Source organism: Albibacterium profundi (assembly GCF_042159835.1).
Taxonomy (GTDB): domain Bacteria; phylum Bacteroidota; class Bacteroidia; order Sphingobacteriales; family Sphingobacteriaceae; genus Albibacterium; species Albibacterium profundi.
Genome location: NZ_JBBVGT010000002.1, coordinates 377,254 through 402,350, shown reverse-complemented (window position 1 = coordinate 402,350; position 25,097 = coordinate 377,254). Strand labels below are relative to the sequence as shown.

Genomic DNA, 25,097 nt, shown 5'->3' with positions numbered 1-25,097 from the left:
GTAAATGTTTGAAGAAATTTATCTTTATATTTATTTTCCTAAGTCTTATGAATCATTCACGTCTGAGAATATATTGATCTGAATATAAATTACGAATCGAGATGAGCAAAAAATACGAGCAATTTAAAGTATCAGGAAAATCGATTAAACTAGCTGACTTTAAGACAGATGAAACATTTGGTCTTTCTAAAGACGATGCCAAAGAAGATCTAAAAGACTTTCAGGATTCCTTGTTTGAGTTGCAAGAGCGACTGTATGCAGAGGATAGGAAGAGTCTATTAATTGTCTTTCAAGCCATGGACGCAGCTGGTAAAGACAGTGCTATCGAACATGTTATGAGCGGTGTGAACCCGCAAGGCTGTCAGGTGTTTAGCTTTAAGCAACCGAATGATGAAGATTACGACCATGATTTTCTTTGGCGGCATTATGATGCACTGCCAGAGCGTGGGCGAATAGGCATTCATAACCGGTCTCATTATGAATATGTACTGGTTTGTAAAGTGCATCCAGAATATATATTAAAAGAGCGACTCCCCGGAATTAGAAAGGAATCTGATATTACTGAAGAGTTTTGGAGCGATCGGTATAAAAGTATTCGACAGTTCGAGGAACATCTGACTCGGAACGGTACCACTATTATCAAATTTTTCCTGCATCTGTCAAAAGAAGAACAACGTGATCGGTTTCTGGATCGATTGAATGAAGAAGATAAACACTGGAAGTTTTCCGCAGGCGATTTAGACGAGCGCGCTTTGTGGGATCAATACCAACAGGTATATGAAGAATGTATCAATGAGACGAGCACCGATAGCGCTCCTTGGTATATTATCCCGGCTGATAAAAAATGGTTCTCGAGATTAGCGATCGGTCGCATCATCGTCGAAACCCTGCAAGAGATGGAGCCTGATTTTCCTACAGTAAGTAAAAAGCAAGAAGATCGTCTCGATGTTTATCGCGACCAACTGTTAGACGAGAAAAAAGAGACTAAATAGTTCGTAAGTATTTCAGTTTCGTATTTGGAAGGCTAGCAATCTGATCCGCCAATCGGTTTACCATCGTTTTCCGGATAGCAATTTGCATCAAACAGCTAATTTCAAAATCCTGTTTAACTACATCTAGGTTTTCATCCTTTACTACCCGCATAATATCGTTCATCTGCGGATATTCAAATTGAATTTCATAAACATCTTGTTCATGTTTTTCAATTGTATCTGCTTGATCTATTGCATCCTGTGTAGCAGATTTATATGCATTGATTAATCCCGGTATTCCCAATAAGGTTCCACCGAAATACCGGACAACTACAACGAGGATGTTAGTCAAATCTGCTGATAACAATGTGTTTAATATAGGACGTCCGGCAGATCCGGCCGGCTCACCGTCATCGTTGACTCTGAATACTGATCGGTCGATACCCAACCGGTAGGCATAACAATGATGACGGGCTTTCGGGTGCTCGGTCTTTACCTTCATCAGTAAATCTTTTAGCTCATGCTCATCGTTAAACGGAAATGCATAGGCTATGAACTTGCTCCCTTTATCTTTAAATAACCCGGTGACTGGATTTTCAATCGTCGTGTACGTATCTTCAAATAGACTCATTGCCGGCAATAATAAGGATAGAAATGATAGCAAGCAAAATACCAACTTTATTTAAGACTGATAACTTTTCTTTAAATAGATACAAGCCTACTACCGCACCAAGCGCTATCACCCCGATATTCATGGCCGAAAAGACAACTGATGGGTTGTCTGGTATCGCGCGATGCGCTTTCATATAAAACAAAATATTACCAAAATTAAACGCACCCAAAAGAAGACCCCAAAAAATCGATACTAGGCTGAACTTTTCCGATCCCCGATATATTCTTGCACCGATATAGATGAACGAAATAACCATCGCAATAATGAATACACACAAAACGGAAGCTGTGTACGGCACTTCTTTATGTTGCGCTATCTGCTTGAACAGAATGTCGATCAGACCCATTCCGAAGAAGATAATCAATGGATATAGCCATCCTGCCTTTCCGGAGTTAGCATTTGACGAAGCATTCCATCTGATCGAGCAAATAATAGCTGCGATACCGACGGCGATGCCGATTATGGATTGGATTGTCGGGTCCTCATGAAAGATAAGGAAGGCAGCAATGAGTGGGATAAAGATCGACGTTCTTTGTGCAATATCGGTCCTAACAATCCCGGTGTATTTAATAGCGGCGGCGATTGCTAAAAACAATGCCGGTAGTAAAAAACCGAGCACAAGATATAGACTCGTATTTCCGGTATTAAATGAAATCTGTTGGATCTGAGGCTTATAGAAAATCAAATTTAATATCACGGCCATTGGATAATTCCAAGCAATAATCTGATTGGTACTGATTTCGTAACGTTTGGCCAGCTTCAAAATAATTGAAACTAAAACGCTGCAGACAATGCTAAAAAATACGAATATCATGGGCGATAATATATAGAGAGTTGGTCGCTACCTATCCGCAACGATTCTGTCGGCCCTGCGTTGATGCGAGGAGCAGCAAGCCCTTCGCCCCAAATTGTGTCCGACGTAAACACACGCGCTTCATCCCAAAGGCCGGATTTAATAAAGAGATCGATTGTTTTGGCGCCACCTTCGATAATAACCGATTGAATATCCAGCAGGAATAGCTGGAAGCTTACGCTCTCTGCCAAATAGAAATCAAAGCTCTCTAAAGAAATATATTTCAGGTTAGCCTGGATATCAGTTTTTTTCTCATTGAGAACAATTGTTTCCACACTCTTGTCGAACAGATGAAGGTTAGGAGGAAGCTCCAAGTTTCTGTCCATTACAATCCGTTTCGGATTTTTCCCCTTCCACAAGCGAGTATTTAGTTGAGGGTTATCAATCAATGCTGTGTTCTTGCCTACCAAGATAGCATCTTCCTCACTTCGCCATCGGTGAACAAGTAATTTCGACTGCTTGCTGCTGATCCATTTCTGTTGTGCGTCAACCGGCGCAAAATAGCCGTCAGCCGTTTGCGCCCATTTCAAAATGATATAGGGACGCTTTTTCGAGATCTGCGTAAAGAAACGGCGGTTAAGGTGGCGTGCTTCCTTCTCCAACACACCTTCGGTCACCCGAACCCCGGCATCGGTCAAACGTTTTATGCCTTGACCGTTTACCTTATCGAATGAATCCCGACAGCCAATTACAACATGCGGTATCTGGTGTTTAATAATCAAGTCGACACAGGGCGGAGTTTTACCATGATGAGAACAAGGCTCTAAGCTCACATAGAGCGTGGAATTCCTTAATAATTCTTCGGCTTGAGAGTTATAGCTAGTTAAAACCTGATTAATAGCATTCACCTCTGCGTGCGCCTGACCATATCGCTCATGCCAACCTTCGCCGATGACCTGTTGGTCATGTACGATAACCGCGCCTACCATCGGGTTAGGACTCACCGAACCGGCACCCAAAGATGCTAGGTCGAGACAACGACGCATATATATATCATGGTTCTGCATAATGCAAATATAGGTCTTTCGTTATTTTATGTAGATTTGAATATTAAATAAGTCGCCCATGCTGCAACCTCATAAAATTCGGCAAAACTTTATTGAATCATTAACACACCTTTATTCGCCGTCTGAAGCAACGGAACTGTTTTGGCTGAGTCTGGAGCATGTACTTAATCGTGGACGTATGCAATTAAAACTCGATTCCCGATTACAGCTAAGCGAGGCTGAAACGCAAACCATTCATCAAATACTTTTAGACTTAGAGAAAGGGCGACCCATTCAGCACATTGTAGGCTACTCATACTTCCTGGGAGAAAAGTTCATCGTCAACGAGTCGGTTTTAATCCCGCGTCCGGAAACAGAGGAGCTTGTCACGTGGATAGTAGATGATCTCACTGATTCCAAACAACTACAAGAGCCTATTGAGATATTGGATGTTGGTACCGGAAGTGGTTGCATCCCTATCACTTTGAAAAAAAAGTCACCTGTCAAAACCCGTGTCCACGCCGTAGATATATCCTCGGATGCACTCCAGGTTGCTAAGGAAAATGCAGAACTTCACCAAGCTGACATTGATTTTCTGCAGCTTGACATTTTGCAAGCTGAACCCTATGTCAATGAATTAAATCAGAAATTTCATATCATTGTGAGCAACCCTCCGTATATTGGTTCGGAAGAAAAAAAGGGTATGCATCAAAATGTCGTTGACTACGAACCTCATCAAGCCTTATTTGTTAAACAAGAAAATCCGTTGATTTTCTATACAACGATTGCGGCATATGCTATAAAAAACTTACATGACGGTGGATTGATCTATTTTGAAATCAATCAACAATATGGGGAAGAGCTCGTTGACTATTTGTCAGCCAATGGATTTAAAAATATTATTTTAAAGAAAGATATTTCGGGAAATGACCGCATGATCCGTGCATCTCTAGATACGCAACCATAAACCACGAATAAATGAAAAGACATCCATTATTAAACAGCTTGGTTATATGTTTAACAATACTTATGGCCGCATGCTCCTCTAAGACAAATGTAGACCTAATTGTCCACAATGCAAATATTTACACGGTCGATAGCTTATTCTCGACTGCAGAAGCATTTGCCGTGGCCGACGGAAAGTTTATAGAAATAGGAACAAGCGAAGATATCTTAAATAATTATCAGGCTGCCGAGACGATCGATGCTGAGGGGAAACCAGTTTACCCTGGATTTTATGATTCACATGCCCACTTCTTCGGTTTGGGTAGTACTCTTGATCAAGCCGATTTGATCAATACGCAAAGTTTTGAAGAGGTGGTGGAACGATTAAGAGCATTCCATGAAGCTAATCCAGACAACAAATGGATTTTAGGAAGAGGGTGGGACCAAAATAAGTGGCCTGGGAAAGAATTTCCAGACAATCATTTGCTTAATGAAGCCTTTCCTGAGACACCCATTTACTTGACACGTATCGACGGACATGCCGCCATTGTTAATGACAAGGCCTTAGAGCTTTCTGGTGTTACCAAACCGAGGGAAATTGAAGGCGGTCTTTTCGTAGCTGATAATAATAGACTGACCGGTGTATTGATTGATAATGCTATGGGGGTAGTGCGGCGTAATATTCCTGACCCGACAGAGGCTGATCTAACACGTCAGCTATTAAAAGCGCAAGACTCGTGCGTTTCCGTTGGGTTGACAACCATCGCGGATGCCGGTCTAAGCATAAATCAAATTGACTTGCTAAAAAAATTATATGAAAGTGGAGACTTAAAAATCCGTGATTATGCGATGGTAGCGCTCAGCGAAAGAAACTTACAGCATTATCAGAAAGAAGGTACCTATGCTAGCGATCGCTTAAATGTACGTTCATTTAAGCTCATGGCCGATGGGGCTTTAGGTTCGCGTGGAGCTTGCTTATTGCATCCTTATTCAGATGCGTCAACATCCGGTTTTCTTCTATTGTCACCGTCGAAGTTAGATTCAGTTGTAGGTGTGTTGAGCGAAACTGATTTTCAGATAAACACCCATGCTATTGGAGATTCAGCAAACCGCATTATGCTTGATGTGTACGGTAAGTATTTGAAGGGAGAAAATGATCGTCGTTGGCGAATTGAGCATGCACAGATCATTGCGCCTACTGATTTTGAAAAATTCGCAGCCTATTCCATTATACCTTCGGTTCAGCCTACCCACGCCACTTCTGATATGTATTGGGCAGAAGATCGTTTAGGTGCAGAGCGCATGAAAGGCGCCTATGCCTATAAAGATTTACTGGAAGCTTATGGTATGTTGGCATTGGGGAGCGACTTTCCCGTTGAACACTTCAACCCCTTATACGGTTTTCATGCAGCAGTCGCACGTGTCGACGCCAACAACCAACCAGAAGGTGGTTTCCAGCTTGAGGATGCTATCAGTAGGGAGGAAGCATTAAAAGGGATGACTATTTGGTCGGCTTTTGCGTCATTTCAGGAAGATACACATGGAAGCATCGAAAATGGAAAAGTAGCCGATTTTGTGATTCTAGAACAAGATATCATGGAGATCCCGGATGAACAATTAAGAAATGTAAAGGTTAGTCGCACCGTAATAGGAGGGGAAACTGTATTTCGGCTTAACAAGTAAAAATATTTGCCATTGAGATTTAGGGAGTTAATTGCCGAATTGAAATTATATTCAATTATTTTTGGACAGTATAGCTGATAATTCTATCTTTGCATCACTTTCAAAAAAGGAAGTATTAAGGATTCCGTAGCTCAGCTGGTAGAGCAATACACTTTTAATGTATGGGTCCTGGGTTCGAGCCCCAGCGGGATCACAAAAAGGCGCAAGAAATTGCGCCTTTTCTGCTTTAAATCACACAGATAGTCTTTTATTGAGCAGTCAATAAATCCATCAACTTTTAGTTGACATAATAGGTAGATCGACCCATTTTTTGAGGAGAAAGTATTCACAGCAGAGTGGGGTATAAGTTACTGACCCGGTAATAGCATTTTTAAGCGCTCGTCGCAGCTTTGTAGCCATATGTCGAAGTTGTACCAAAATTTCATCTTCATGATTTAATCATGTCGAATGACTCATCATAAATAAATATTCATGTCGAAAATACGAACAAATTTCAACATGAAAGTGTTTTCATATTGTAAGAATTACAAAATGACTACCTTTGTGATACTATCAAATGATACTATCATCGTATGAAGCCACCTTATCAATTAACGGATAAAATATTAAAGTCAATCGTTTCCATCTCCGAAAAGTTGGGGGAAATTAAAGCTTTGCATCTATATAAACCCCCTACGGAATTACGTAAAAAGAACCGCATCAAAACTATCCAATCATCTTTGGAGATTGAGGGGAACACGCTTGGAGAAGATCAAATAACCGCCTTGTTGGAAAACAAACGGGTACTCGCTCCTCAAAAGGACATCATCGAAGTACAGAATGCCATCCAGGTTTACGAACGCTTATATGAATTTGACCCTTATCGATTAACGGATTTAGAAAAAGCACATGGCATTTTGATGAATGGGCTGATTGAACGTGCCGGCAAACTCCGCACAGAGAATGTTGGTATTGTAAAAGGATCCATAGTGGAACACATCGCACCAAACGGGAGCATGATAAAAGGTTTGATGAAGGATTTATTCAATTACCTAAAAACGGATGAAGACATCGTTTTGGTTAAAAGCTGTGTGTTTCATTATGAATTTGAATTCATTCACCCTTTTTCAGACGGTAACGGGAGAATGGGGAGATTGTGGCAAACACTTATTTTAATGCAAGAATATCCTATATTTGAATATCTGCCTGTTGAAAGCCTCATAAAATCCAATCAAGAAACCTATTATGGGGCATTATCCCAATCCGATAAAAACGGCAGTTCCACGCCTTTTATTGAGTATATGTTAACCATCATTCTTCAAGCGCTGGATAATCTCCTTGCCTCCCAAAACAAGAAACTTACCGCGCCTGATCGCATTGAGCTATACAGGACAATCATTGGCACCAAATCATTCAGCAGAAAAGATTATTTGGTAAATTTCAGGGAAATCAGCGAGGCAACGGCAAGCCGGGACCTGAAATGGGGGACGGAACAAGCTATTTTAATAAAATCCGGAGACAAGAGATTGACAAAGTATGAATACATAAAATAAGTCGTGTTAAATAAGAGACTCAAATAATGCTATCGTCGCAATATCCTTCGGATGAGAAAAACCATTAACAATCGACAATTGGATACGTCAAGCCGAGTATTGGATACATTTTAGATTCTATCCTTTAGGAACTTTGTATTGTAATATTAAAACAGAGCATGTGAGTAGACAGGTACAGAAAGCTACTATTATTAGACCTGGTTTTTTAATCTACAAAGGTCTCTTTGATTACTGACTTACACTCGTCAATTTCCGATTTACTAAGATTCTCAAAAACTCGAATGATTCTGGTTTTATCTACTGTACGAACTTGATCAATTGCAACCATTCCTTTCTTTCCATTGTGTTTTATAGGAACTCTAGTCGGATATTTTGTCAAATTAGTTGTCACTGGTGCAAGAACGATCGTTTTTAGAAACTTGTTTATCTCGTTTGGTGAGATAACCACACAGGGTCTCGTCTTTTTTATTTCACTCCCGACGGTCGGGTCAAGATTGACAAGTACTATTGAGTATTGCTTTAAATCCATTCTTCAAGATCTTCGTCATCGAAAACATCATTTATTAGCAACTTATCGTCATTGTTTTCACTCATTTTTATAAACTCCTTTTCCCAGTTCTCCCTTGGTGTAGCAATTGGTTTGAGGATGATTCGTCCTTCTTCAAAAATAAGTTCTACTTTGTCCTTGATTTTATATGTTTCTAAAATAGTTTTACTTAGACGAAGTCCTTTTGAATTTCCGATTTTGATTATTGGCGTTTCCATAACACTCCTTTTGTTATTACAAAGTAACTACTTATATTGATATATTAAAACTCATAAAAATAGTTTGTTTATCCTATTACCTTTTAATTTCAAATAATGTAATAGTCTGCCGTTCAGGAACAAGAGTATATTGTTTGTCCAATACCTATACGCAATTCATAGGAATCAGTCTACAACCAAATAAAGGATTCTGAAGCACAGGCATGAATAACCTCGCCATCGCTATCTAATGGTTGTAATGGATCCACCGGCTTATTATTAACACCATCTTCCGGCACCGGTATCGGATCATTTGGATGAGCGGGAATAATTCTGATCTCGCCGCATTCGGCTACTCCGCTAACATTTGCCGTGAAAATGATGGATTGTCCGTCCGGGCTCCAAGCGGCATCAATTTCCCGGAAGCGTGATTGTGTTAGTTGCTTGGGCGTACCATTTTCTTGCGTGTTTGCTGTATATAGGTGATCGGACTGCGTAAATACTATCTGTCGCCCATTAGGGGAGACCGCGATTCCTTCAGGCAACTGCGCATAATCGGGATACTCATGAATGACGATGCTTTGCTGATCTGTTTCAGATTGGTAATTCTTCAAAAGAGCTAGCGCATAGCCAATGGGCTCTCCCTGCGCGTTCAATGCTTCCGCCGACAATATGATATCGTTACCGTTAGGCAAAAATACAAAGCTTTTAACATGCGGAATGCGCCCGTTAATTTGATTATTATCGTTAAAAAATACCAGATCCGTTCGATTAATTGGTTCGTCTTCGGCTCTCGCCAGCGCTGCGAATAAGCTTGTTTCTCCAATAACAAACTGCGGCGTATGTTCAATGACCAAAGGAACCGTAATTGTCTGGTACTCGCTTGGTGTTTGTAAATTATGAACCTGAACCTGCGTAATTCCGTCGGTAAAATTATTTTTATACCATAGGAATCGCTTGGCATCTTCAGAGATTCGGTAGTTATCGCCTCCTGAAAACAGTGATACTTCCTGTTTGGAGCGGAAGTCATATTTAATTAACTCATTTGCTGAAGAATAATACAGCGTGCCGCTTTTCTCGGGGATGTTCGGGTCGCTTTCTTTACATCCTGAGGCCAGAAGAAAGAATGCCATTAGAAAACACCCAATTCTTTTAATGCGTAGATTTTGCATAACATGATCTTTAATTCTAAAGATGGGTATATATCAAAGATACTGAGAATGACAGCTCAAAACAATCCTTGAAAAGGGGGATTTTTCAACTAGAGAGGATCGTTATTTTAATGATGACTCTTAACTTTTTCTAAATATCGGTTGGTTATTTTGTAAGCCTCTTAGTTTTCGTAATTTTGAATGTTAATATGGAAAAACTAAACATCATTGCCGTAGCGCCAGAAAACACCAGTGCACTTTATGAATGGGCATCTAATATTTTTGAAAAAAGTGGGATGTCCGAAAACGTTGCTCACATTTTAACCGTTGGGAGTTTGCTTATAGCAGCTTTCATCGTGCTGTTTATCGCACATTATATTCTACGGTCAATCTTCGTTACGATATTGACCAGTCTGATTAAAAAATCTAAAACCTCTTGGGATGACTTCCTGATACATCATCGAGTATTGGGACGTTTAAGTGTCCTGATACTGATAATATTAGCCCAACAGATATTGCCTTTCATCTTTGTTGGATTTCCTACTATTGCAGCTGTTTTAGTAAAATTATTAAGTATAGCCGTGATCTTAGCTATCTACAACTTAATAAATGGAATTCTTAAGGTCGTAAGAGACATTTTACGAACTTCAAAAGCATTTGCCGATAAGCCCTTGGATAGTTATCTGCAAGTCGTGCAAATCTTCCTGATTTTTGTTGTTGCTACACTCATTGTTTCTATAGTTACCGGAAATTCTCCCTGGTCTTTCCTTGTTTCTCTAGGAGCGGCATCAGCGATTTTAATGTTAGTCTTTAAAGACACGATACTCGGCTTTGTTGCGAGCATACAAGTTTCTGCGAATGACTCCGTGAGGGTTGGTGACTGGATTGTGATGCCGAAATATGGTGTCGATGGCGATGTTTTACAAATAAACCTGAATAATGTTAAAGTACAGAATTGGGATAAAACTATAGTTACAGTTCCCACTTATACGCTTTTGAGCGATTCGTTTCAAAACTATCGTGGAATGTCTGAAAGCGGCGGTAGGCGAATCAAGCGTGCTATCAATGTGAAGATCTCATCAATACGATATCTTGATCCCGAGGAAATTTCAGAACTGAAAAAGATAAAATTCTTAGCTCCTTTTATCGAAAAAAGAGAAAAGGAAATTGAAGAATACAATAAAAAGAATGAAGTAGACCAAACCATGATGGTGAATGGCAGACGGTTGACAAATATCGGTTTGTTTAGAGCCTACATCGATGCCTATGCGAACAACAGTCCAGACATCAACAAGGATATGACCTTAATGGTACGTCAGTTAGCGCCAAATGAACATGGGCTCCCTCTAGAATTGTACATGTTTACTCAAGGTACAGCATGGGTCTTTTTCGAAGATACCATGTCTGATATATTTGATCACCTATTTGCGGCTATCAAATACTTCCACTTAGAGGTATTTGAGTTACCGGCTTCAGATGATTTGAGACAGATCCTTTCTAGTACCAAAATTGGCGATATCAAGTAAACGCAGTTCCAACGACTCATTGAGTAGCTTTTAGTTGGTTATAAGCGTGACATCTTAGAATAAAAAACCGGAATATGCTGTTAAGCAATATTCCGGTGGATTTAAACTAGAAACGAAATGTATTTAATTTTCCCCTAGCGAACGGGTCACAAAGATGTCAGATGCTTCTGCATTAACTCCTTCGAGTTTAATGAGCGTACCATTTTTCCAATATACAGCGTCACGATCGTATGATCCGGCTACATACACATCTCCGTTGCTGACGGCGATGGCTGTTGTTTCGGCAGAACTTTGTTTTCCATCGGTTAAGAATACTTCTTCATCATTCTTCCAGTACTTAGCTGCGCTGCGACTTCCATTGAAATCGGATGCTGATATATAAACATCACCGTTATCGATGGCTATATCCGTGGGATATGTTCGCTCAGCAAGCGTGACGAGCGTGCCGTTTTTCCAGTATATTGCCGTGCCAGTGCCAAAACTTCCATGTTGGACAAGGCGACTTCCGGTTATATAAACATCACCGTTATCCACGGCTAACGCAGTAGTTAGCAAATAATCTCCACCGTCGAGTTCTGCACGGGTACCATTTTTCCAGTAATTGGCAATCTTCTTGAAACGGTCGGTCTCTAGCGCGATCATATGGACATCGCCATTCTCGACGGCTATTTCAACCGCCCGTCCATTATCACCTAAATTTACAGCCGTACCATTCTTCCAATACATGGTACGGCTAGCAAAGCCACCTGTCGGTAGTAGGGTGCTTTGTTCTCCAGCCATGTACACATCGCCATTATCCACAGCAATGGATCGTCCATATGCCGCCGGATATTCCCTGGATGTCGCCATCGTGATCCGCGTGCCATTCTTCCAGTAAACAGCAAGGTTGCCGACCCCGTCGTTGTCAACTCCACTGACATATACATCACCATTATCCACCACGATATCGTTTGCTCTCGAACTTGGTTTTCCGTCGGTCAAGGTTACGATTGTTCCATTTTTCCAATAGACAGCACCCCCGAAATCATGTCCGGCTACATAGACATCTACTTGGTATGATTTTATTTCAATAGCTTCACTGTCTGTATAACCCTCTTTTTTGGCTATCACCTGATGAATGCCTGCTTCTTCAAATACATGGCTTGCTCCGCTGATTTTGTCATTATTTATATAGATGTCAGAATCTATGACTTTGCCGTCGACCGTAACCTCGAAAGTCACGGTGTCTCCCTTATCAATTTCGGTTTCTGAGGGGGTTGAGTACCAACTCAGATTTTTCTTCCGGACCTGGTTCAGGTCCGTCTTCTTCTTTAGTACAAGAAAAAAGAAGGAGCATGCTGCAAAGCAGCACTCCTGTGTATTGAATGTATGAATAAAGTTGTGTTTTCATGGTAGGTGTTTTATTGTTTCTATTTTTAATTTTCTAAAAACAACTGTTATTCTTTTCTAAATGTATAGGACTCTCCACGTATTAATAATACAAGCTCTGTGTCTGTTATGGATTCTATTAAGTACGTCTCATCCACGCTTTTATTAGACAATCTGAGTTGACCCCCTTTAACTTCATAAGTAAAAGTTGATGAAAACTCCCTTCCACAAACTTTACTAGTACTGCCCTGTGAAAAGATTTCATTACGTAAAGACAATTCCTCGGTAAAATGTAAAAAGGACCGCTTATTACAAGCTGAAAGCGGTGGTTGTCCTGAAATACTTTCGTAAAACCATTTTCCTATTATGGCCTCTGCGTTGGTCATGTCTCTCGTGGTAAAAGAAGATATATCGCTTTCAGTAGTCTTTCCATTTTTATCTTTTGCGACTACCTTCCAATAATAAGTGGTTTTAGGGTGTAATGCTTCGTCAACAGTAAAAGTGTTCACATCCAAGTTGTTTACGATGGAAGTTTGTGGCGGATTTTGTGCATCCAGATAAACCTGATAGGTAACTTGGTCGCCGTCAGGATCTGTCGCAGCTTCCCACTTTAGTTGGGGTTCTAGTCCTATATCGGTAGCACCGTCTGCTACGCTGATAAGGTTAAAGCTGTTGGGCGGTTGATTGTCGGGAACAGATTCACTTTTGCTGCAACTGGTAAAAACTGTACCAATGAACAATATAAACAGTAATCCTTTGACCGTATATTGTATTATTTTCATGTTAAACTGTGCTTTTTTATGTGATTTTATTTTTAATCTTCCCAATCGCCTCGGTTAACTGCTATATCAAATTTACCGTTGGTTATTGTAACCACGTCGGATTCCGTATACATCGCTTTCCCAGAGAACGTTCCTTTGGCATGGGTGTCCGTAAGCGAGGTAATCGTGACCCCTTTACTGTTCGTATTATCGATTTCCATGGACATGTATTGTTTCAATGAGAGCGGATCGCCCTTCTCGGTTACACCGATAAGAATCTCTGTTACGAACCCTTCATCATACCATTGCCAAGCTCGCCCAAATGGGTAGTCTCCAACCCCGTTTTCGGGCATGGTGACGTAAAGATTGATGGTATATATCTTGGCACCGATTTCTTTCTCTCCTCGTAAATACAATTTATAGTGATCGTTGCTGTTCGGTCCATACACGTAAGGTTTTACAAAGTCATCCTCTTGAGAGGTGAATGTAAAGTCTACCGATTCGCCATCGCTAAATTGAAAAGTTGCGGTGATGTCTCCATCGGAATTTAAGTCGGGCTCATCGTTGCTTTTATCACAAGAAACAAAGAAAAATGCACTTAATAAGCCGATTGCTATGGATTTAAAAATCTGATTTTTCATAGCTCTTCAGTTTAATTGCCGCTTATGTTTCCGCCGCTAAATAAAGGGACATTGAACTTTCCATTGGTCACTTTCACCCGTTTTATATCACCTGATATGACCTCTCCATCTTCCTTGATCGTCGTATTTCGGATCATGGTAAGTTCGAAAGAGCCTTTAATCAAATTGTTTGAGAAGGTAGATATATCAAAGGATGCTGCACCGTCAATTTCTGTCTCATTGTCATTGATATTGTCTTCGCCTACCAAGTATGCATTCAAATAATTAGTAGATTGAATAGTGTCTGGGAAAAAAACACCGATAGTTTCAAAACCATTTTTACCCATCGTGTGCTTTCCTTTGCTAACCGGCGTTACCATGAGCATGAATCTCATCGATTGGTCTTGCCCTGCGAAATGCATGATGACGGTATCGGCACTACCCGAACCGACAGCCCCCATCGCAGAACCGGTAAACTGAACTTTCTCTCCAGTATCCAGAAATTCAATGGTGGCAGAGGCTGTACCGGCACCCGTTATGGGATCGGGTTCCACATTTTCTGCTCCTTCTTCACTGCATGCAGTGAAGAATAGCGCACCTGTAAAGACAATAAGACTTAATAGGAATCGTAGTATTTTTGAGTTATTCATTATGTTAGTTTTTTTTATTTATATAATTCGTTTAGGGCGCCTTATAGGTTCCCATATCATCCTGAGGACTAATCACAAACGTGCCCGAACCTTGGTAAGTCTCATCGGTTTTATCTCCGTCTGTATATTTATCGAAATCGCCTTCAAATTTGAGTGTGTAACAGGCCGCACCTACTGCTGAGGTAGGTAAAGCATATTTCAGATCTGAAAATGTCAGTGTTCCCGAGGTCGATATATACATATCTGTTGTGCCTTCAGGTCTTATGGTTAATGTACCCCCGTCTTGTAAGCTGTAGCCTCCTAATTTGGTAAAGGGCTGTTTGCTATCATCCAGATCGAAGTTGCCGTAAATACTCCCTACCTCCTCAAGCTTTCCAAAAAGCATGGTTATACTATGCTCTATTTCGTCCGATATCGTGCGATATCGGTATATCGCACGTGCTTCATCTAATGGTAGTCCACCTCTATATTCTACCTTATTTGATGCATCACCTTTATTGATCAAGGTTATATTATAAGTGTGTTCTCCAGAAGCGTTGTCCTCTTCGTCGACAGACCCGTTGTTACTTTTACTGCAACTGGAAAGAGTGGCACCAATAAGTAGTGAGAACAAGAATATGCTGGATATGGATTTTATCGTCTTCATTTTTATCGTGTTTTAACGTTCACAGCTCTAGAGCGAAAAATTATAAGCTATGCGAATTGCAGCGAAACCTGAACTCGATCCTCCTCGCGACAAACCCTGATAGCGTGCTGAAATGTCAATATCTCCGAGCATATAGCCTATCCCCGCTGCATAACCCAAGGATGTACTTGAAGCAGATCCGCCGAAGTTGAATTCTGAACTTGAAACTGTTATCTTGGAACGATTGGATGATAAACCGATTTGCGGCTCCACGTATAAACTGCCAAAATGATGGCGGTATAGAGCCAAGATAGGAATGACTCCGAAAGACACGCTGTTGCCTTCCCCAAGATCCTCTTTCGACCCAAAGTGTATATAGCCCAAGGTCAATCCTACCTGGCCTTCGTCACTGACACCATATAAGCCTTTAGCTGTGGCACCAAAGCCAGTACCGAAACCTTCACCGAAATCTCCCAAAGGAAGGGCTACATCTACGCCCGCATTGATGTCAATCGCGCCTTTTTGCGCATAGGTTGCAATTGAAAATGCTGTTAGTAATAAGCATACAAGTACTAATTTTTTCATCGTTACATTGTTTTTTAAAAATTGAACATAAATAGGTTAAAAAAATAATTGTCTCTGTTGACAAGTACGTCGGCAAACATAGCTACTATACCAATCCGCCGAAAGTACCAATGAGTATCTGGCTGGAATGAGTTAGAATTTGGAAAAGAAGCTGCAAATACCCAAATACTAAATCAATGGTACCAAATACTCATTGAGGGTTTCAAATAGAAAAAAACATCACTACTTTAGTTACAAATTGACGTCCGTCTGTTTTATGGGTAATAAGTCTATGGGGAAAGCACAATCAAGAATGAAGCAAACGGTATCGATGAAGACCTTTTATCTAATCATATTTTGGTGTTTAGCCAGTGCAATGCCGGTCAAGGGGCAAATTAAGATCGATTCCCTTATCGATCAGTTGCCCCTTCTTGATAATAAAAATGTCACGGCATTAAGAGCCGCCTCCAACGTCGGTATTAATAAAGTTATTGCTTCCGATGCATGGGAACCCTATGAGCTTAGCGGTATGGCTGATTTCAGCACCGCGCTTTGGTTAACTTTTAAAGTTGATAACGAGTCGAAAGATACTGTTAAAGCTTACTTATATGGTAACGCTCTTGAGGTGACGATCTACAAGCAAAATGAACAGGAGTTTGACCAATTAAAAAATGGGTATTATGTGCCACTACCTCAACGAAGTAATAAATCACAATACTATTTTACAGAGTTTACATTTGTTCCTTCCCAGAAGGTAGAGGTATATGTTCGGGTGGGGGCTGCTTATTTATTCAGCCCCCTTATGTTAGTCTCTGAGAAAGCTTATTGGGAGCGCTCTCAAAATGACTATAGTGAACAGATCGCTTCGATCGTTTTCAACTATTTCTACATCTTTTCGCTATTTACACTTATTATATTTATTCTGGTTTTATGGTTAAGGGTAGGCGGGCGTCTTTACTTTTATTATTTAGGTTATTTATTTTTCTTGTTGTTATTTGGTTTTATTGTACTCCATGAAACCTTGGCTCCGGTTGGTAATTTTTTCCAATACGCGCCGAAATTATCTAATCAGTTGAACGATCCTGTTCAATTTGCTTTTATTACATTTTATATTTTTTTTATTCTGAATCTGCTACGAGTTAAGCAGTATGATAAGCGGCTTGCCCGTGTTCTTAACTATTTGGCTTTTGCATGTTTGATATATGCTGTTTCTCGCTTTCTGTTTAACGTGCTTTCTTTTGAAACAGCAATGTCTTTAACAATGCTCTATAATATAGTACGCCTAATTATCCTTCCAATTAACTTTGTATTAATCTTTTGGATCATTTTTAAGGTAAAACATCCTTTATTGAGCTATTTTATAATAGGTCAGTCACTATTTTTTATCGGCGCCGTACTCGGTACCTATATTAACTATGCTGGTCTTGAATTCATTCCGGGTCACTTTTTCAGTTTTAAAGAAGCTCCCAATATTGTTTTTCAGATAGGATTGATCGGAGAGGTCTATTGTTTTTCGTTGGCATTGGGGAAAAACGTGTCTTTGATGCAAGAAGAAAAAGAGCGGACGGATGCAGCTCTAATAGAGCAGTTTAAAGAGAATGAACGCTTGCAAAAAGAAATGAATATCGAATTAGATATCAAAGTTCGTGAAAAAACGGTCGAACTGGTTCAATTGTATGCCGAGATAGAACAGGAAAGAGAACAAAAAATAAAAAGTGAATTCACGAAAAAGATAAAGGAAACAGAAATGGTGGCATTGCGTTCACAGATGAATCCACACTTTATTTTCAATAGCATGAACGCCATAAAGAATCTCATAATGACATCCAGAAATGAAGATGCTATGACCTATTTGGATGATTTCTCAAGTTTGCTCAGACACATTTTAAAAAATGCTAGCCATCAGCAAATAACTGTGGAAGAGGAGCTTGAGATCTTAGAGTTATACCTATCTTTAGAGCAGAGCCGCATGGGTTCGGGCTTTTGTTATCAGGTTCATGTTTCTTCTAAAGAAGAGCTCTCTCAATACTATATTCCACCTTTACTATTACAACCCATTGTTGAAAATGCGATTTGGCATGGTCTTCATCCTAGTTTAAAGGCGGAAAAGCGATTGGACATCACATTTGACACCAACGATAACCTAAAAATCATTATCCAGGACAATGGGATCGGTAGGAGAGAAAGCGCGAAAAAAACCAAACTGCATGAAGCGATGGGTACTACACTTATTCGAGACCGACTAGCACTACATAATCACTTGAACGATGATGCTATCGTCATGCAGATTGATGATTTAGAATATAACGATCGAGCACAGGGAACACGAGTTTCATTAATTTATAATATTGAGCAATGACAAAAATAATTATCATCGACGACGAAGCACATAGCACAAATGTATTAAAGCATATGATCAATAAAGTAGATGCAGGTTATACAATTATCGGTATCTTCACTAGTCCACTTGAAGGTCTAGAGTTTATTAAAAAGTATCCGCCAGATCTGCTGTTCCTCGATATTGAAATGCCAAATATGAATGGATTCCAGTTGTTAGACAATCTGCAGCCCGTTGACTTTGATATTATTTTCACAACTGCTTACGACCAATATGCGGTCAAAGCATTCCGATATAGCGCTATAACGTATTTACAAAAACCAATCACCGAAAAGGACATTGTGAAAGCGCTTTCTTATTGGGAACAACGACGAAGGAAAACATCTGAAAAGCAATGGAACTTGCTTCGCGAATATTTGGTAAACCGGCAGCAGAAACAACCGAAAATTGCACTACCCATAGCTGGTGGATATCATATTGTAGCGATAGCTAATATCGTACGATGTCAATCTGATAATAACTATACCTATGTATTTTGCGATGATGATAACAAGATTTTAATTAGTCGTACCTTAAAAGAAATTGAGGAGCTATTGAAAGAGCACAATTTTGTTCGGGTACATCAATCGCATCTGATAAATCCCAATTTTGTAAAAGGTATCTTGAAGCATGACGGTGGTAGTTTGGTGATGATCGATAATACCGAAGTGCCCGTTTCTCGGCAGAAGTCAAAGCAGGTAAGCAAAATTTTAGAAAAGATGCTTCAGATGTAGTACAAAAGAACCCTGTTGGTAACGGAAATGCTTTGATTTTTGGATATTAAAAGTATTTAAATACTTTTAATCGGATTATTGTATATATTTGTAGAGAGTCAATGACCCTCTATTTGTATCAATATGCTTAGTTTAACCTGTAAAAATGCTATTAAGGCGGTTATATTTCTTTCAAGTCAAAGTGAAAGGGGAGAACGAGCTGGCATTAAAGAGGTGGCAGGTCAGATCAAGGCAAGTGAGCACACCGTGGGTAAAATACTACAACAACTCGCACGCAGGAGAATCATCAACAGTTTAAAAGGCCCCCATGGCGGTTTTTATTTAAGCGAAGAGCAGCAGGAACAGCCGGTAATCAATATTGTGGAAGCAATTGAAGATGACCGTATTTTTAAAGAATGCGGTCTTGGTCTGAGCGAATGCTCTTCTTTACGTCCTTGTCCAATACACAATGAATATAAAGTTGCCAGAGAGCTGATGGAGAAAATTTTTAGAGAACGAAAGGTGCGAACACTTTGCAAGTCGGTCAATGATGGTCTAGCCTATTTAATCGACTAAGTGTGGACGATACAGTTTATATGGATTATACATTAGGTTTTCAATTTTAAAATTTTTAATAATGAATTTAGAAAAGAATGCTGAAGGGGAACTAGATGTTCGGGTATTAGTCCCCATACAGAGACATGAATTATTAATAAAGCTTTTTAAGGACCTCCCGGTGCATGATAGCTTCACTTTTATAAATGATCACGATCCAATCCCACTATTTTATGAGTTCCGTTCTATCTACGGTGACGTCGTCGGTTGGGATTACCTGAATCGTGGCGGCCGGGAATGGAAAGTAAAGGTAACTCGCTTAGAAGAATCAAAAGGTATTGAATTTGATGGTATTGCAACGTTATTAGATCTAAGAAAGGCAAATAAAGACGAATGGAAGCAGATCGTATTTCATCGCTACGGTATGATGGATCAAAATACGACGATGGAGCTTATTTCAGGAGAAGACCCTGTCGAAATCCATGAGATCTTTATCAATAAGTTTGAGGGCAGACATAAATGGATTTATAAGAAACAAAATGACGGTGAGTTTGTCATCCATATTACCAAGCAGGATCAAAGTGGACTCGGTGATGATGGCTTTTCGGTGGTTAATGAATTTGACCTGCGACCATTTCCGCCGACGCAAAGACACGAGATGTTTTATCAAGCATTCGCCGATATCCGACCCGGTGAAGCTTTTGAATTTATAAATGACCATGATCCGAAGCCACTTTACTACCAAATGGAGGCAGAGAGCAAAGAACCGTTTCGATGGGAATACATTGAGAAAGGACCTGAGGATTGGAAGGTTCGAGTAGTTAAAGTAAAAGACGAAAACGAGAACTAAAACTAAAATAGATATGCCCCAAGATAAAACACTCTATGATTTCTTTACCGAAGATCACCGGCGTATCGAAGTGATTTTAAATGAAGCCATTAGAGACCGGAATAAGGTGGATTTGGATAGGTACCATGAGTTCCGAGTTGGGTTGTTGACGCATATCAAAATGGAAGAAAAGATCCTTTTTGTGGCAGCGCAGAAAGCAAATGGAGGAGAACCTCTTCCTTTACAACCAAAATTGCGATTGGATCACGGCGCGTTAACCTCTCTATTAGTTTGCCCACCAAGTCAGGATGTTATCAACGTGATTGAATACATTTTGGAAAAGCACGATATACTCGAAGAGGAAGAGGGGGGCATGTATGAGGCTTGTGAAAAGCTGACCATTCATGAAAGGCAGCAGATACTAGACGAGCTCAAAAATGTAACCCCGGTGCCCGTGCATCCATTCAATGAAGCTCCCTATGCGTTAGATGTAGCCAAACGCTCGGTAAAGCGAGCGGGTTTTGATTTCGATGCTTTAACTGATTAACCGATTGTGTTTTATTCTTTTGCTAGTGCAATGATTTCTTTAACAAAGGGTTTCGGATTATATTGCCGATCGAATAACAGAGGGTAATTTGTCCGACCGCGCACCGGAAAGTTATTCAGCCAAGAGTCTTTGTCACTAATACCCCAGAGTGTTACTCTTGATATTTTATCTTGGTGCTTTAAATACAACCTGAAAAAGTCAATATATCGTTTTCCTAACTGTAGCATAACATCGTCGGGTAGGCCGTCTGGATAGGGATTAAGTTCCTTTCTAAAAGCACTGGTATCGCTAATGTTCGCTCCAGCATTTGGACGTGCATGTGGCAAAACAGAAATATCCATCTCTGTCACCATTACATCGACACCCAAATTGGAAAAGTATTTTATAGAGTTTTCTACCTCGTTTAATGAGGGAAAATGTAATCCGTGGTGTTCTTGCATGCCGATTGCGTCTACTCTACCACCTGAATCTAATATCTGTTTGATAACTCTTCCTATACCTTCTCTTTTGGCCGGAATAGCCGTATTGTAATCGTTATAATAAAGTTCAGCTTCCGGGTCAGCCTCATGAGCGAATTGAAACGCCAACTTGATAAAGTCGTCTCCAATGATTTCATAAAATTTACTTTTCCGCCACTCTCCATTGTCTAAAATAACTTCGTTTACCACGTCCCAGCCTTTAATCTGTCCTTTATAGCGGGAAACGACGGTATGAATATGTTGGCGCATTCGTTCGATTAGAACTTCTCTTGACACATCCTGACCCTCCTTGTCCGAGAAAAACCATCGAGGTGCCTGAGAGTGCCAAATTAAGGTGTGGCCAATAATCTCCATGTCGTTTTTTTTACCAAACTCAACGAAGAGATCCGCATTCTTAAAGTTAAACTCACCCTCTCTGGGCTGCAAGAACATACTCTTCATAGAGTTTTCGGCGACGATGGAGTTAAAATGTTGTTTAAGTACTTTAATCGGTGCTTGGTGCGATCTCCAAATTTGATTCATATTGAGCGCTGTCCCAATAAGGAATTTGCCTTCAAATGCATCTTTCAGACCAAACGGTTTTTGGTCAGTATTAGGTACTTGAGATTTTACCGATATAAAGGGAAGGCTAAATGCAATGAGTCCAATAGTCAATAGGCTAACTCTCAATATGTTCATGTCTTATTTTTGTTTAAAATTAATGTTTTTAAAACGTTAATCAAACTGCTCACCATTAATCGTGTCATCCAGCCAAGAGATTCTAACCGTTAAATAGTCGCGGATGAAATCAACGTAATCCTGATGACTCTGTCCCATGTACCAACTTTGGTTGATGTTTTTTCCAAGTACATCCCAGCGCTGAAAATTAGCTAATTGGCTGTGTTTTAGTGTCTCTGCTCGTTGATCCACATATTGTGGGAGAGACTCAATATTGGCTTTTATGCTGTTCCATTGACTTCGAACTAGTTTCTTGAATTCGGGATCGTTCATTAGTCGGTTCATCCAGACCCGAGGCTCGTGTGCTTCTGTGAGCATCAGTTTTTTCTGAGAATCTCCTAGACGCTTATCATTGTTGAAAGCTAGATCGAAATCCCATACCGGCCCAACATATATTTTCGGATCTTGGTTGCTTTTTTTATACATCCGCATGCTCCATAGCATGTCCGAGTTCCCACAAATCTCGTTGATAAGGTAGTATTTAACGAAGCTCGGTAGGTCGAAATACTGCTGATAAGCGTTCGGATCGCCATCGGTAGTGAATAAGCTATTCTCGAATGTCGCGACATAGTCTCTGATATAATTGAATTCCGCATCTGTGATTTCATCGTCATCAGGAAATTTGATCGTTATTGGCATGCCGCGCGGTGTATAAAAATGCTTTGGTTCCTGATTGGCATATCCGTCCTCTTCAATCACAAAACCACCATTGTCTTCATCAATAGGAATCCGGTCCTCGCTTTCTTTCACATGTTCGGTCAGTGTATAATTTCCCATGTATTCGCCATTTAGAAATAATTCAACAAATCGTTGGCGAGGCGTATATTCTAGCTCCAGTCGGCGACTTACTTCGAAGGCCACATCGTTGCGAAGTAGAGATTGATCTCCGTAGTTGGCTAACAGGGTCCAACTTTTATCGGTAGGCATTTCCAATAAAGGGGCTTTTTCGTCGAGTTTGATCCGATAAGGCTTTTTAGGCATTCCCCAAGTGGAATTACCGCGGCCCTTAACTTCGGTTATACCAGTATATAATACCTCCGCCTGAAGTCCCTTGGTGATTTTAAGTTCCCCATCTACGTATTCTTCTTTACTGTCTATCGGCTTGCCGTCGGTTGATAAATGAACCGTTGGTATACCTGTATCGGAAAATTTGACAACAAAGACATTTTTATCACCGTTTTCGGCTTCAATGCTATATTCCACTAATTGCGAAAAATCTTGAGGAGAAGAGCCGCTCGTTTGTTCTTCACCAGCTACAGTAACTTTCACGCCATTGTGCTCGAACTCGGGAGTTAGCGCACTAATATCTGTTCCAACCAACGTGTATGCGAAAATCGTGTCATCAATTATTTCAGTTTCGATGTCTGCCCATAAATTGGGATGTTTTTCGCTCAAAAAAACAAAGCTCGTTAAGTCGTTGCTTGCCGAGAGGTCAGATGGTGGGGAGTCTTTTGTACAAGCAAAGCTAAAAACGGATAGCATTAGTAGAAACCAATAGCTCTTGCGAAATAAATTATTTCTCATGTTGATTCATATTTAGGTATATAGTTATCGCATTGACCCTCTATTTAATGTTTTCGGCCAAGCGTCTTCAGTTTCGCCTTTCAGGACCAAGAATATAACAGGGTTGCTGCGAAGTCAATGACGTTCAGTTGATCTATTATTTTCAGATAACGGTCGTGAGCAGGTTTACTACCGTCAAATATAGTTAAATACGTGAATTAATGCTTATAGATCTAGCTTTTATACGAACCGAATGAGGCTTTCGTATTGGACTTGCTTTAGGTGAGATGGAGCTGGTCGGTCAGTGGTTTTCTTTCGACTTCCCATTTCAGCCCCACCCATCGGGTGCAATAGGGAGGCATTAGAAAACTGATTGGGAGTTGAGTCGACCAATTCACGCTTGATTCTTATGTGCAAATGGAAGTTTATTTTTAAAAATGCTATATTTAAACTGATTTTTAAACTGACCTTTATACCTTATGACAACTTTTTATTCTTGGAGACGATCTATTGCGTTTTTTCTTCTTTTATCTGTATTTGCAGCCGGGTGCAGCAAAGACCCCGACAGTATATTGCCTGAACCTGATCCGGAACCTGGACTCGAAGATATTCCTTTGCTCGACATTGCAGACGATGCCTTCTTAATTGTTAGTAAGGATAATCCCGACGGACCTAACGGGGCAGAAGGGTCGGCGAAGCTGGTTGATGGGGACACGACTACTAAATTTCTTGTGAAGGATTTCAAGTTTGTTAATGTCGACTTCCGTTTCGATAGCGCAAAGCTCGTTGCCTCCTATCAATTCACCACGGGCAATGACTTCGACGGTCGTGATCCTCTGGATTGGAAATTCTACGGCTCTAAAGATGGGCAAGCATGGACGGAGCTAGATAGTCGCGTAGGCATGCAGTTTCGGAAAAGAAGAACGAACTATCGCTTCTATTTCAAGAATGATCAGCTTTACACACATTACCGGTGGTCGGTATCCAAAGTATACGGTGCAGACATGTTCCAAGCGTCGGAGCTACGTTTGTTTCAAATGCCACCCTCATTGCAAAAATCATTGCCGGTATCCAGAGTGGATAGCACAACGCAGGGCGATCTGAAATTGATTTTTGTGAACCATTCTAATAAGGAAGACTTGGCTTATGAAGCAAACTTAAAAAATGTATTTTTTACGACCTATCCTCAGTTGTTGGAAGAGTATAATCCTGATGCGCTTAAGCGAGTGTACTTCATTGTTGACCCGACATACGACGGGGTTGCTTATTCTTTTGGGGATGTCATAGTTTATTCTTTTGATTATATGGAACGAAGCCCTCGTGATGGAGATGTCGTGGTCCATGAAACGATGCACAAGATCCAGGCAGGTTATCAGGGAAATGTTCCCGGTTGGTTAACAGAGGGAATGGCGGATTATGCGCGATATCGTTTTGGTATAGACGATCCAGACCCTTGGTCACTACCAGATTACTCCCCGAGTCATGAATATAACGGGAGTTACGGTATAACGGCACGCTATCTTCTGTGGATTGAAAACCACAAGCATGAAGATTTTGTCAAAGAGCTTAACGACGCACTACTGGACGGCGTTGATTACCGTGATTTCTGGATCCAGTCGCTCGGCAGTAGCATTGATGATGTTTGGGCTGAATATGAGCAAAATCCCGATATATAGACTTGCTTCAGTATATCAAACTACACACATAATCTAATTTTACATTTTT

At 40.4% G+C, this 25,097-nt stretch carries 27 protein-coding genes and 1 tRNA gene; 12 read left to right on the top strand and 16 right to left on the bottom strand.

What is annotated here, in order from left to right; translation table 11 throughout:
- Window positions 1-101: 101 nt before the first annotated feature.
- Window positions 102-992 carry a polyphosphate kinase 2 family protein gene (locus tag WKR92_RS03105; RefSeq protein WP_375556371.1) on the top strand — a complete coding sequence of 297 codons (891 nt, stop codon included), beginning with the start codon at window positions 102-104 and terminating at the stop codon, window positions 990-992.
- Here WKR92_RS03105 and WKR92_RS03100 read toward each other — a convergent pair.
- Genes WKR92_RS03100 through ribD form a run of 3 tightly spaced genes read right to left on the bottom strand, consistent with a single transcriptional unit; the run spans window position 985 to window position 3,504 of the window.
- Entirely contained in the window at window positions 985-1,602 is a 618-nt protein-coding gene (locus WKR92_RS03100) for an IMPACT family protein (protein WP_375556370.1), read from the bottom strand. The two genes, WKR92_RS03105 and WKR92_RS03100, sit on opposite strands and share 8 nt — an antisense overlap.
- Window positions 1,589-2,458 carry an EamA family transporter gene (locus tag WKR92_RS03095; RefSeq protein WP_375556369.1) on the bottom strand — a complete coding sequence of 290 codons (870 nt, stop codon included), beginning with the start codon at window positions 2,456-2,458 and terminating at the stop codon, window positions 1,589-1,591. The genes WKR92_RS03100 and WKR92_RS03095 overlap by 14 nt, the downstream gene beginning before the upstream one ends.
- Complete coding sequence (ribD, locus tag WKR92_RS03090; RefSeq protein ID WP_375556368.1) at window positions 2,455-3,504, bottom strand: bifunctional diaminohydroxyphosphoribosylaminopyrimidine deaminase/5-amino-6-(5-phosphoribosylamino)uracil reductase RibD; 1,050 nt, start codon at window positions 3,502-3,504, stop codon at window positions 2,455-2,457. Before ribD ends, WKR92_RS03095 begins: the two co-directional genes overlap by 4 nt.
- Window positions 3,505-3,562: 58 nt before the next feature.
- On the opposite strand from ribD, the gene prmC reads away from it, so the two are divergent.
- The 4 genes from prmC (at window position 3,563) to WKR92_RS03070 (ending at window position 7,643) form a co-directional block, all read left to right on the top strand.
- On the top strand, window positions 3,563-4,450 hold the full coding sequence (gene prmC / locus WKR92_RS03085; protein ID WP_375556367.1) for a peptide chain release factor N(5)-glutamine methyltransferase: 888 nt from the start codon (window positions 3,563-3,565) through the stop codon (window positions 4,448-4,450).
- Window positions 4,451-4,461: 11 nt separating this feature from the next.
- Window positions 4,462-6,111, top strand: a complete 1,650-nt coding sequence (locus WKR92_RS03080) for an amidohydrolase (protein ID WP_375556366.1) — start codon at window positions 4,462-4,464, stop codon at window positions 6,109-6,111.
- Between the two features lie 120 nt (window positions 6,112-6,231).
- Window positions 6,232-6,304 (top strand) — tRNA-Lys (locus WKR92_RS03075).
- 379 nt (window positions 6,305-6,683) lie between these two features.
- Window positions 6,684-7,643, top strand: coding sequence for a Fic family protein (locus tag WKR92_RS03070; RefSeq protein ID WP_375556365.1), 960 nt, complete (start codon window positions 6,684-6,686; stop codon window positions 7,641-7,643).
- A gap of 205 nt (window positions 7,644-7,848) precedes the next feature.
- Here the strand turns inward: WKR92_RS03070 and WKR92_RS03065 are convergent, their stop codons facing one another.
- The 3 genes from WKR92_RS03065 to WKR92_RS03055 form a co-directional block, all read right to left on the bottom strand.
- Entirely contained in the window at window positions 7,849-8,172 is a 324-nt protein-coding gene (locus WKR92_RS03065) for a type II toxin-antitoxin system PemK/MazF family toxin (protein WP_375556364.1), read from the bottom strand.
- Entirely contained in the window at window positions 8,163-8,408 is a 246-nt protein-coding gene (locus tag WKR92_RS03060) for an AbrB/MazE/SpoVT family DNA-binding domain-containing protein (RefSeq protein ID WP_375556363.1), read from the bottom strand. The genes WKR92_RS03065 and WKR92_RS03060 overlap by 10 nt, the downstream gene beginning before the upstream one ends.
- Window positions 8,409-8,578: 170 nt before the next feature.
- Window positions 8,579-9,559: a TolB family protein gene (locus WKR92_RS03055; RefSeq protein ID WP_375556362.1), complete on the bottom strand. Its 981-nt coding sequence runs from the start codon at window positions 9,557-9,559 to the stop codon at window positions 8,579-8,581.
- A gap of 188 nt (window positions 9,560-9,747) precedes the next feature.
- Here WKR92_RS03055 and WKR92_RS03050 point away from each other — a divergent pair, with 188 nt between their 5' ends.
- Window positions 9,748-11,064: a mechanosensitive ion channel family protein gene (locus tag WKR92_RS03050; protein ID WP_375556361.1), complete on the top strand. Its 1,317-nt coding sequence runs from the start codon at window positions 9,748-9,750 to the stop codon at window positions 11,062-11,064.
- 123 nt (window positions 11,065-11,187) lie between these two features.
- On the opposite strand, the gene WKR92_RS03045 is transcribed toward WKR92_RS03050, so the two are convergent.
- From WKR92_RS03045 to WKR92_RS03015, 7 genes are read right to left on the bottom strand one after another with little or no spacing between them, the layout of a single operon-like run.
- Complete coding sequence (locus tag WKR92_RS03045; protein WP_375556360.1) at window positions 11,188-12,285, bottom strand: hypothetical protein; 1,098 nt, start codon at window positions 12,283-12,285, stop codon at window positions 11,188-11,190.
- Between the two features lie 13 nt (window positions 12,286-12,298).
- Window positions 12,299-12,454 (bottom strand): hypothetical protein, encoded by a 156-nt coding sequence (locus WKR92_RS03040; RefSeq protein WP_375556359.1) that lies wholly within the window; start codon window positions 12,452-12,454, stop codon window positions 12,299-12,301.
- Between the two features lie 46 nt (window positions 12,455-12,500).
- On the bottom strand, window positions 12,501-13,259 hold the full coding sequence (locus tag WKR92_RS03035; RefSeq protein ID WP_375556358.1) for a glycoside hydrolase family 78 protein: 759 nt from the start codon (window positions 13,257-13,259) through the stop codon (window positions 12,501-12,503).
- Window positions 13,247-13,834 (bottom strand): hypothetical protein, encoded by a 588-nt coding sequence (locus WKR92_RS03030; protein WP_375556357.1) that lies wholly within the window; start codon window positions 13,832-13,834, stop codon window positions 13,247-13,249. The genes WKR92_RS03035 and WKR92_RS03030 overlap by 13 nt, the downstream gene beginning before the upstream one ends.
- Before the next feature lie 11 nt (window positions 13,835-13,845).
- Entirely contained in the window at window positions 13,846-14,463 is a 618-nt protein-coding gene (locus WKR92_RS03025) for a hypothetical protein (RefSeq protein ID WP_375556356.1), read from the bottom strand.
- Between the two features lie 31 nt (window positions 14,464-14,494).
- Entirely contained in the window at window positions 14,495-15,109 is a 615-nt protein-coding gene (locus WKR92_RS03020) for a hypothetical protein (RefSeq protein ID WP_375556355.1), read from the bottom strand.
- Window positions 15,110-15,136: 27 nt separating this feature from the next.
- Window positions 15,137-15,673 (bottom strand): outer membrane beta-barrel protein, encoded by a 537-nt coding sequence (locus WKR92_RS03015; RefSeq protein WP_375556354.1) that lies wholly within the window; start codon window positions 15,671-15,673, stop codon window positions 15,137-15,139.
- A gap of 292 nt (window positions 15,674-15,965) precedes the next feature.
- Here WKR92_RS03015 and WKR92_RS03010 point away from each other — a divergent pair, with 292 nt between their 5' ends.
- The 5 genes from WKR92_RS03010 (at window position 15,966) to WKR92_RS02990 (ending at window position 20,673) form a co-directional block, all read left to right on the top strand.
- Window positions 15,966-18,011, top strand: coding sequence for a histidine kinase (locus WKR92_RS03010; RefSeq protein ID WP_375556353.1), 2,046 nt, complete (start codon window positions 15,966-15,968; stop codon window positions 18,009-18,011).
- Window positions 18,008-18,763, top strand: coding sequence for a LytR/AlgR family response regulator transcription factor (locus WKR92_RS03005; protein WP_375556352.1), 756 nt, complete (start codon window positions 18,008-18,010; stop codon window positions 18,761-18,763). The genes WKR92_RS03010 and WKR92_RS03005 overlap by 4 nt, the downstream gene beginning before the upstream one ends.
- A gap of 123 nt (window positions 18,764-18,886) precedes the next feature.
- Window positions 18,887-19,318, top strand: a complete 432-nt coding sequence (locus WKR92_RS03000; protein WP_375556351.1) for an RrF2 family transcriptional regulator — start codon at window positions 18,887-18,889, stop codon at window positions 19,316-19,318.
- A gap of 61 nt (window positions 19,319-19,379) precedes the next feature.
- Complete coding sequence (locus WKR92_RS02995) at window positions 19,380-20,147, top strand: DUF2249 domain-containing protein (protein WP_375556350.1); 768 nt, start codon at window positions 19,380-19,382, stop codon at window positions 20,145-20,147.
- 13 nt (window positions 20,148-20,160) lie between these two features.
- Complete coding sequence (locus tag WKR92_RS02990; protein WP_375556349.1) at window positions 20,161-20,673, top strand: hypothetical protein; 513 nt, start codon at window positions 20,161-20,163, stop codon at window positions 20,671-20,673.
- An 11-nt stretch (window positions 20,674-20,684) separates the two neighbouring features.
- Here WKR92_RS02990 and WKR92_RS02985 read toward each other — a convergent pair whose 3' ends face one another.
- The 3 genes from WKR92_RS02985 to WKR92_RS02975 form a co-directional block, all read right to left on the bottom strand.
- Window positions 20,685-21,830 (bottom strand): endo-1,4-beta-xylanase, encoded by a 1,146-nt coding sequence (locus tag WKR92_RS02985; protein WP_375556348.1) that lies wholly within the window; start codon window positions 21,828-21,830, stop codon window positions 20,685-20,687.
- A 36-nt stretch (window positions 21,831-21,866) separates the two neighbouring features.
- Complete coding sequence (locus WKR92_RS02980; RefSeq protein WP_375556347.1) at window positions 21,867-23,393, bottom strand: CotH kinase family protein; 1,527 nt, start codon at window positions 23,391-23,393, stop codon at window positions 21,867-21,869.
- Window positions 23,394-23,612: 219 nt separating this feature from the next.
- Window positions 23,613-23,789: a hypothetical protein gene (locus WKR92_RS02975; protein ID WP_375556346.1), complete on the bottom strand. Its 177-nt coding sequence runs from the start codon at window positions 23,787-23,789 to the stop codon at window positions 23,613-23,615.
- A gap of 62 nt (window positions 23,790-23,851) precedes the next feature.
- Between WKR92_RS02975 and WKR92_RS02970 the strand changes: the two genes are divergently transcribed.
- Window positions 23,852-25,048: a basic secretory protein-like protein gene (locus tag WKR92_RS02970; RefSeq protein ID WP_375556345.1), complete on the top strand. Its 1,197-nt coding sequence runs from the start codon at window positions 23,852-23,854 to the stop codon at window positions 25,046-25,048.
- Window positions 25,049-25,097: the final 49 nt, after the last annotated feature.

Excerpts from the sequence above, each read along its gene's own strand:
- WKR92_RS03105 (WP_375556371.1), top strand. The coding sequence starts at position 102 with ATGAGCAAAAAATACGAGCAATTTAAAGTATCAGGAAAATCGATTAAA.
- WKR92_RS03100 (WP_375556370.1), bottom strand. The coding sequence starts at position 1,602 with ATGAGTCTATTTGAAGATACGTACACGACGATTGAAAATCCAGTCACC.
- WKR92_RS03095 (WP_375556369.1), bottom strand. The coding sequence starts at position 2,458 with ATGATATTCGTATTTTTTAGCATTGTCTGCAGCGTTTTAGTTTCAATT.
- ribD (WP_375556368.1), bottom strand. The coding sequence starts at position 3,504 with ATGCAGAACCATGATATATATATGCGTCGTTGTCTCGACCTAGCATCT.
- prmC (WP_375556367.1), top strand. The coding sequence starts at position 3,563 with ATGCTGCAACCTCATAAAATTCGGCAAAACTTTATTGAATCATTAACA.
- WKR92_RS03080 (WP_375556366.1), top strand. The coding sequence starts at position 4,462 with ATGAAAAGACATCCATTATTAAACAGCTTGGTTATATGTTTAACAATA.
- WKR92_RS03070 (WP_375556365.1), top strand. The coding sequence starts at position 6,684 with ATGAAGCCACCTTATCAATTAACGGATAAAATATTAAAGTCAATCGTT.
- WKR92_RS03065 (WP_375556364.1), bottom strand. The coding sequence starts at position 8,172 with ATGGATTTAAAGCAATACTCAATAGTACTTGTCAATCTTGACCCGACC.
- WKR92_RS03060 (WP_375556363.1), bottom strand. The coding sequence starts at position 8,408 with ATGGAAACGCCAATAATCAAAATCGGAAATTCAAAAGGACTTCGTCTA.
- WKR92_RS03055 (WP_375556362.1), bottom strand. The coding sequence starts at position 9,559 with ATGCAAAATCTACGCATTAAAAGAATTGGGTGTTTTCTAATGGCATTC.
- WKR92_RS03050 (WP_375556361.1), top strand. The coding sequence starts at position 9,748 with ATGGAAAAACTAAACATCATTGCCGTAGCGCCAGAAAACACCAGTGCA.
- WKR92_RS03040 (WP_375556359.1), bottom strand. The coding sequence starts at position 12,454 with ATGAAAACACAACTTTATTCATACATTCAATACACAGGAGTGCTGCTT.
- WKR92_RS03030 (WP_375556357.1), bottom strand. The coding sequence starts at position 13,834 with ATGAAAAATCAGATTTTTAAATCCATAGCAATCGGCTTATTAAGTGCA.
- WKR92_RS03025 (WP_375556356.1), bottom strand. The coding sequence starts at position 14,463 with ATGAATAACTCAAAAATACTACGATTCCTATTAAGTCTTATTGTCTTT.
- WKR92_RS03020 (WP_375556355.1), bottom strand. The coding sequence starts at position 15,109 with ATGAAGACGATAAAATCCATATCCAGCATATTCTTGTTCTCACTACTT.
- WKR92_RS03015 (WP_375556354.1), bottom strand. The coding sequence starts at position 15,673 with ATGAAAAAATTAGTACTTGTATGCTTATTACTAACAGCATTTTCAATT.
- WKR92_RS03010 (WP_375556353.1), top strand. The coding sequence starts at position 15,966 with ATGAAGCAAACGGTATCGATGAAGACCTTTTATCTAATCATATTTTGG.
- WKR92_RS03005 (WP_375556352.1), top strand. The coding sequence starts at position 18,008 with ATGACAAAAATAATTATCATCGACGACGAAGCACATAGCACAAATGTA.
- WKR92_RS03000 (WP_375556351.1), top strand. The coding sequence starts at position 18,887 with ATGCTTAGTTTAACCTGTAAAAATGCTATTAAGGCGGTTATATTTCTT.
- WKR92_RS02995 (WP_375556350.1), top strand. The coding sequence starts at position 19,380 with ATGAATTTAGAAAAGAATGCTGAAGGGGAACTAGATGTTCGGGTATTA.
- WKR92_RS02990 (WP_375556349.1), top strand. The coding sequence starts at position 20,161 with ATGCCCCAAGATAAAACACTCTATGATTTCTTTACCGAAGATCACCGG.
- WKR92_RS02985 (WP_375556348.1), bottom strand. The coding sequence starts at position 21,830 with ATGAACATATTGAGAGTTAGCCTATTGACTATTGGACTCATTGCATTT.
- WKR92_RS02980 (WP_375556347.1), bottom strand. The coding sequence starts at position 23,393 with ATGAGAAATAATTTATTTCGCAAGAGCTATTGGTTTCTACTAATGCTA.
- WKR92_RS02970 (WP_375556345.1), top strand. The coding sequence starts at position 23,852 with ATGACAACTTTTTATTCTTGGAGACGATCTATTGCGTTTTTTCTTCTT.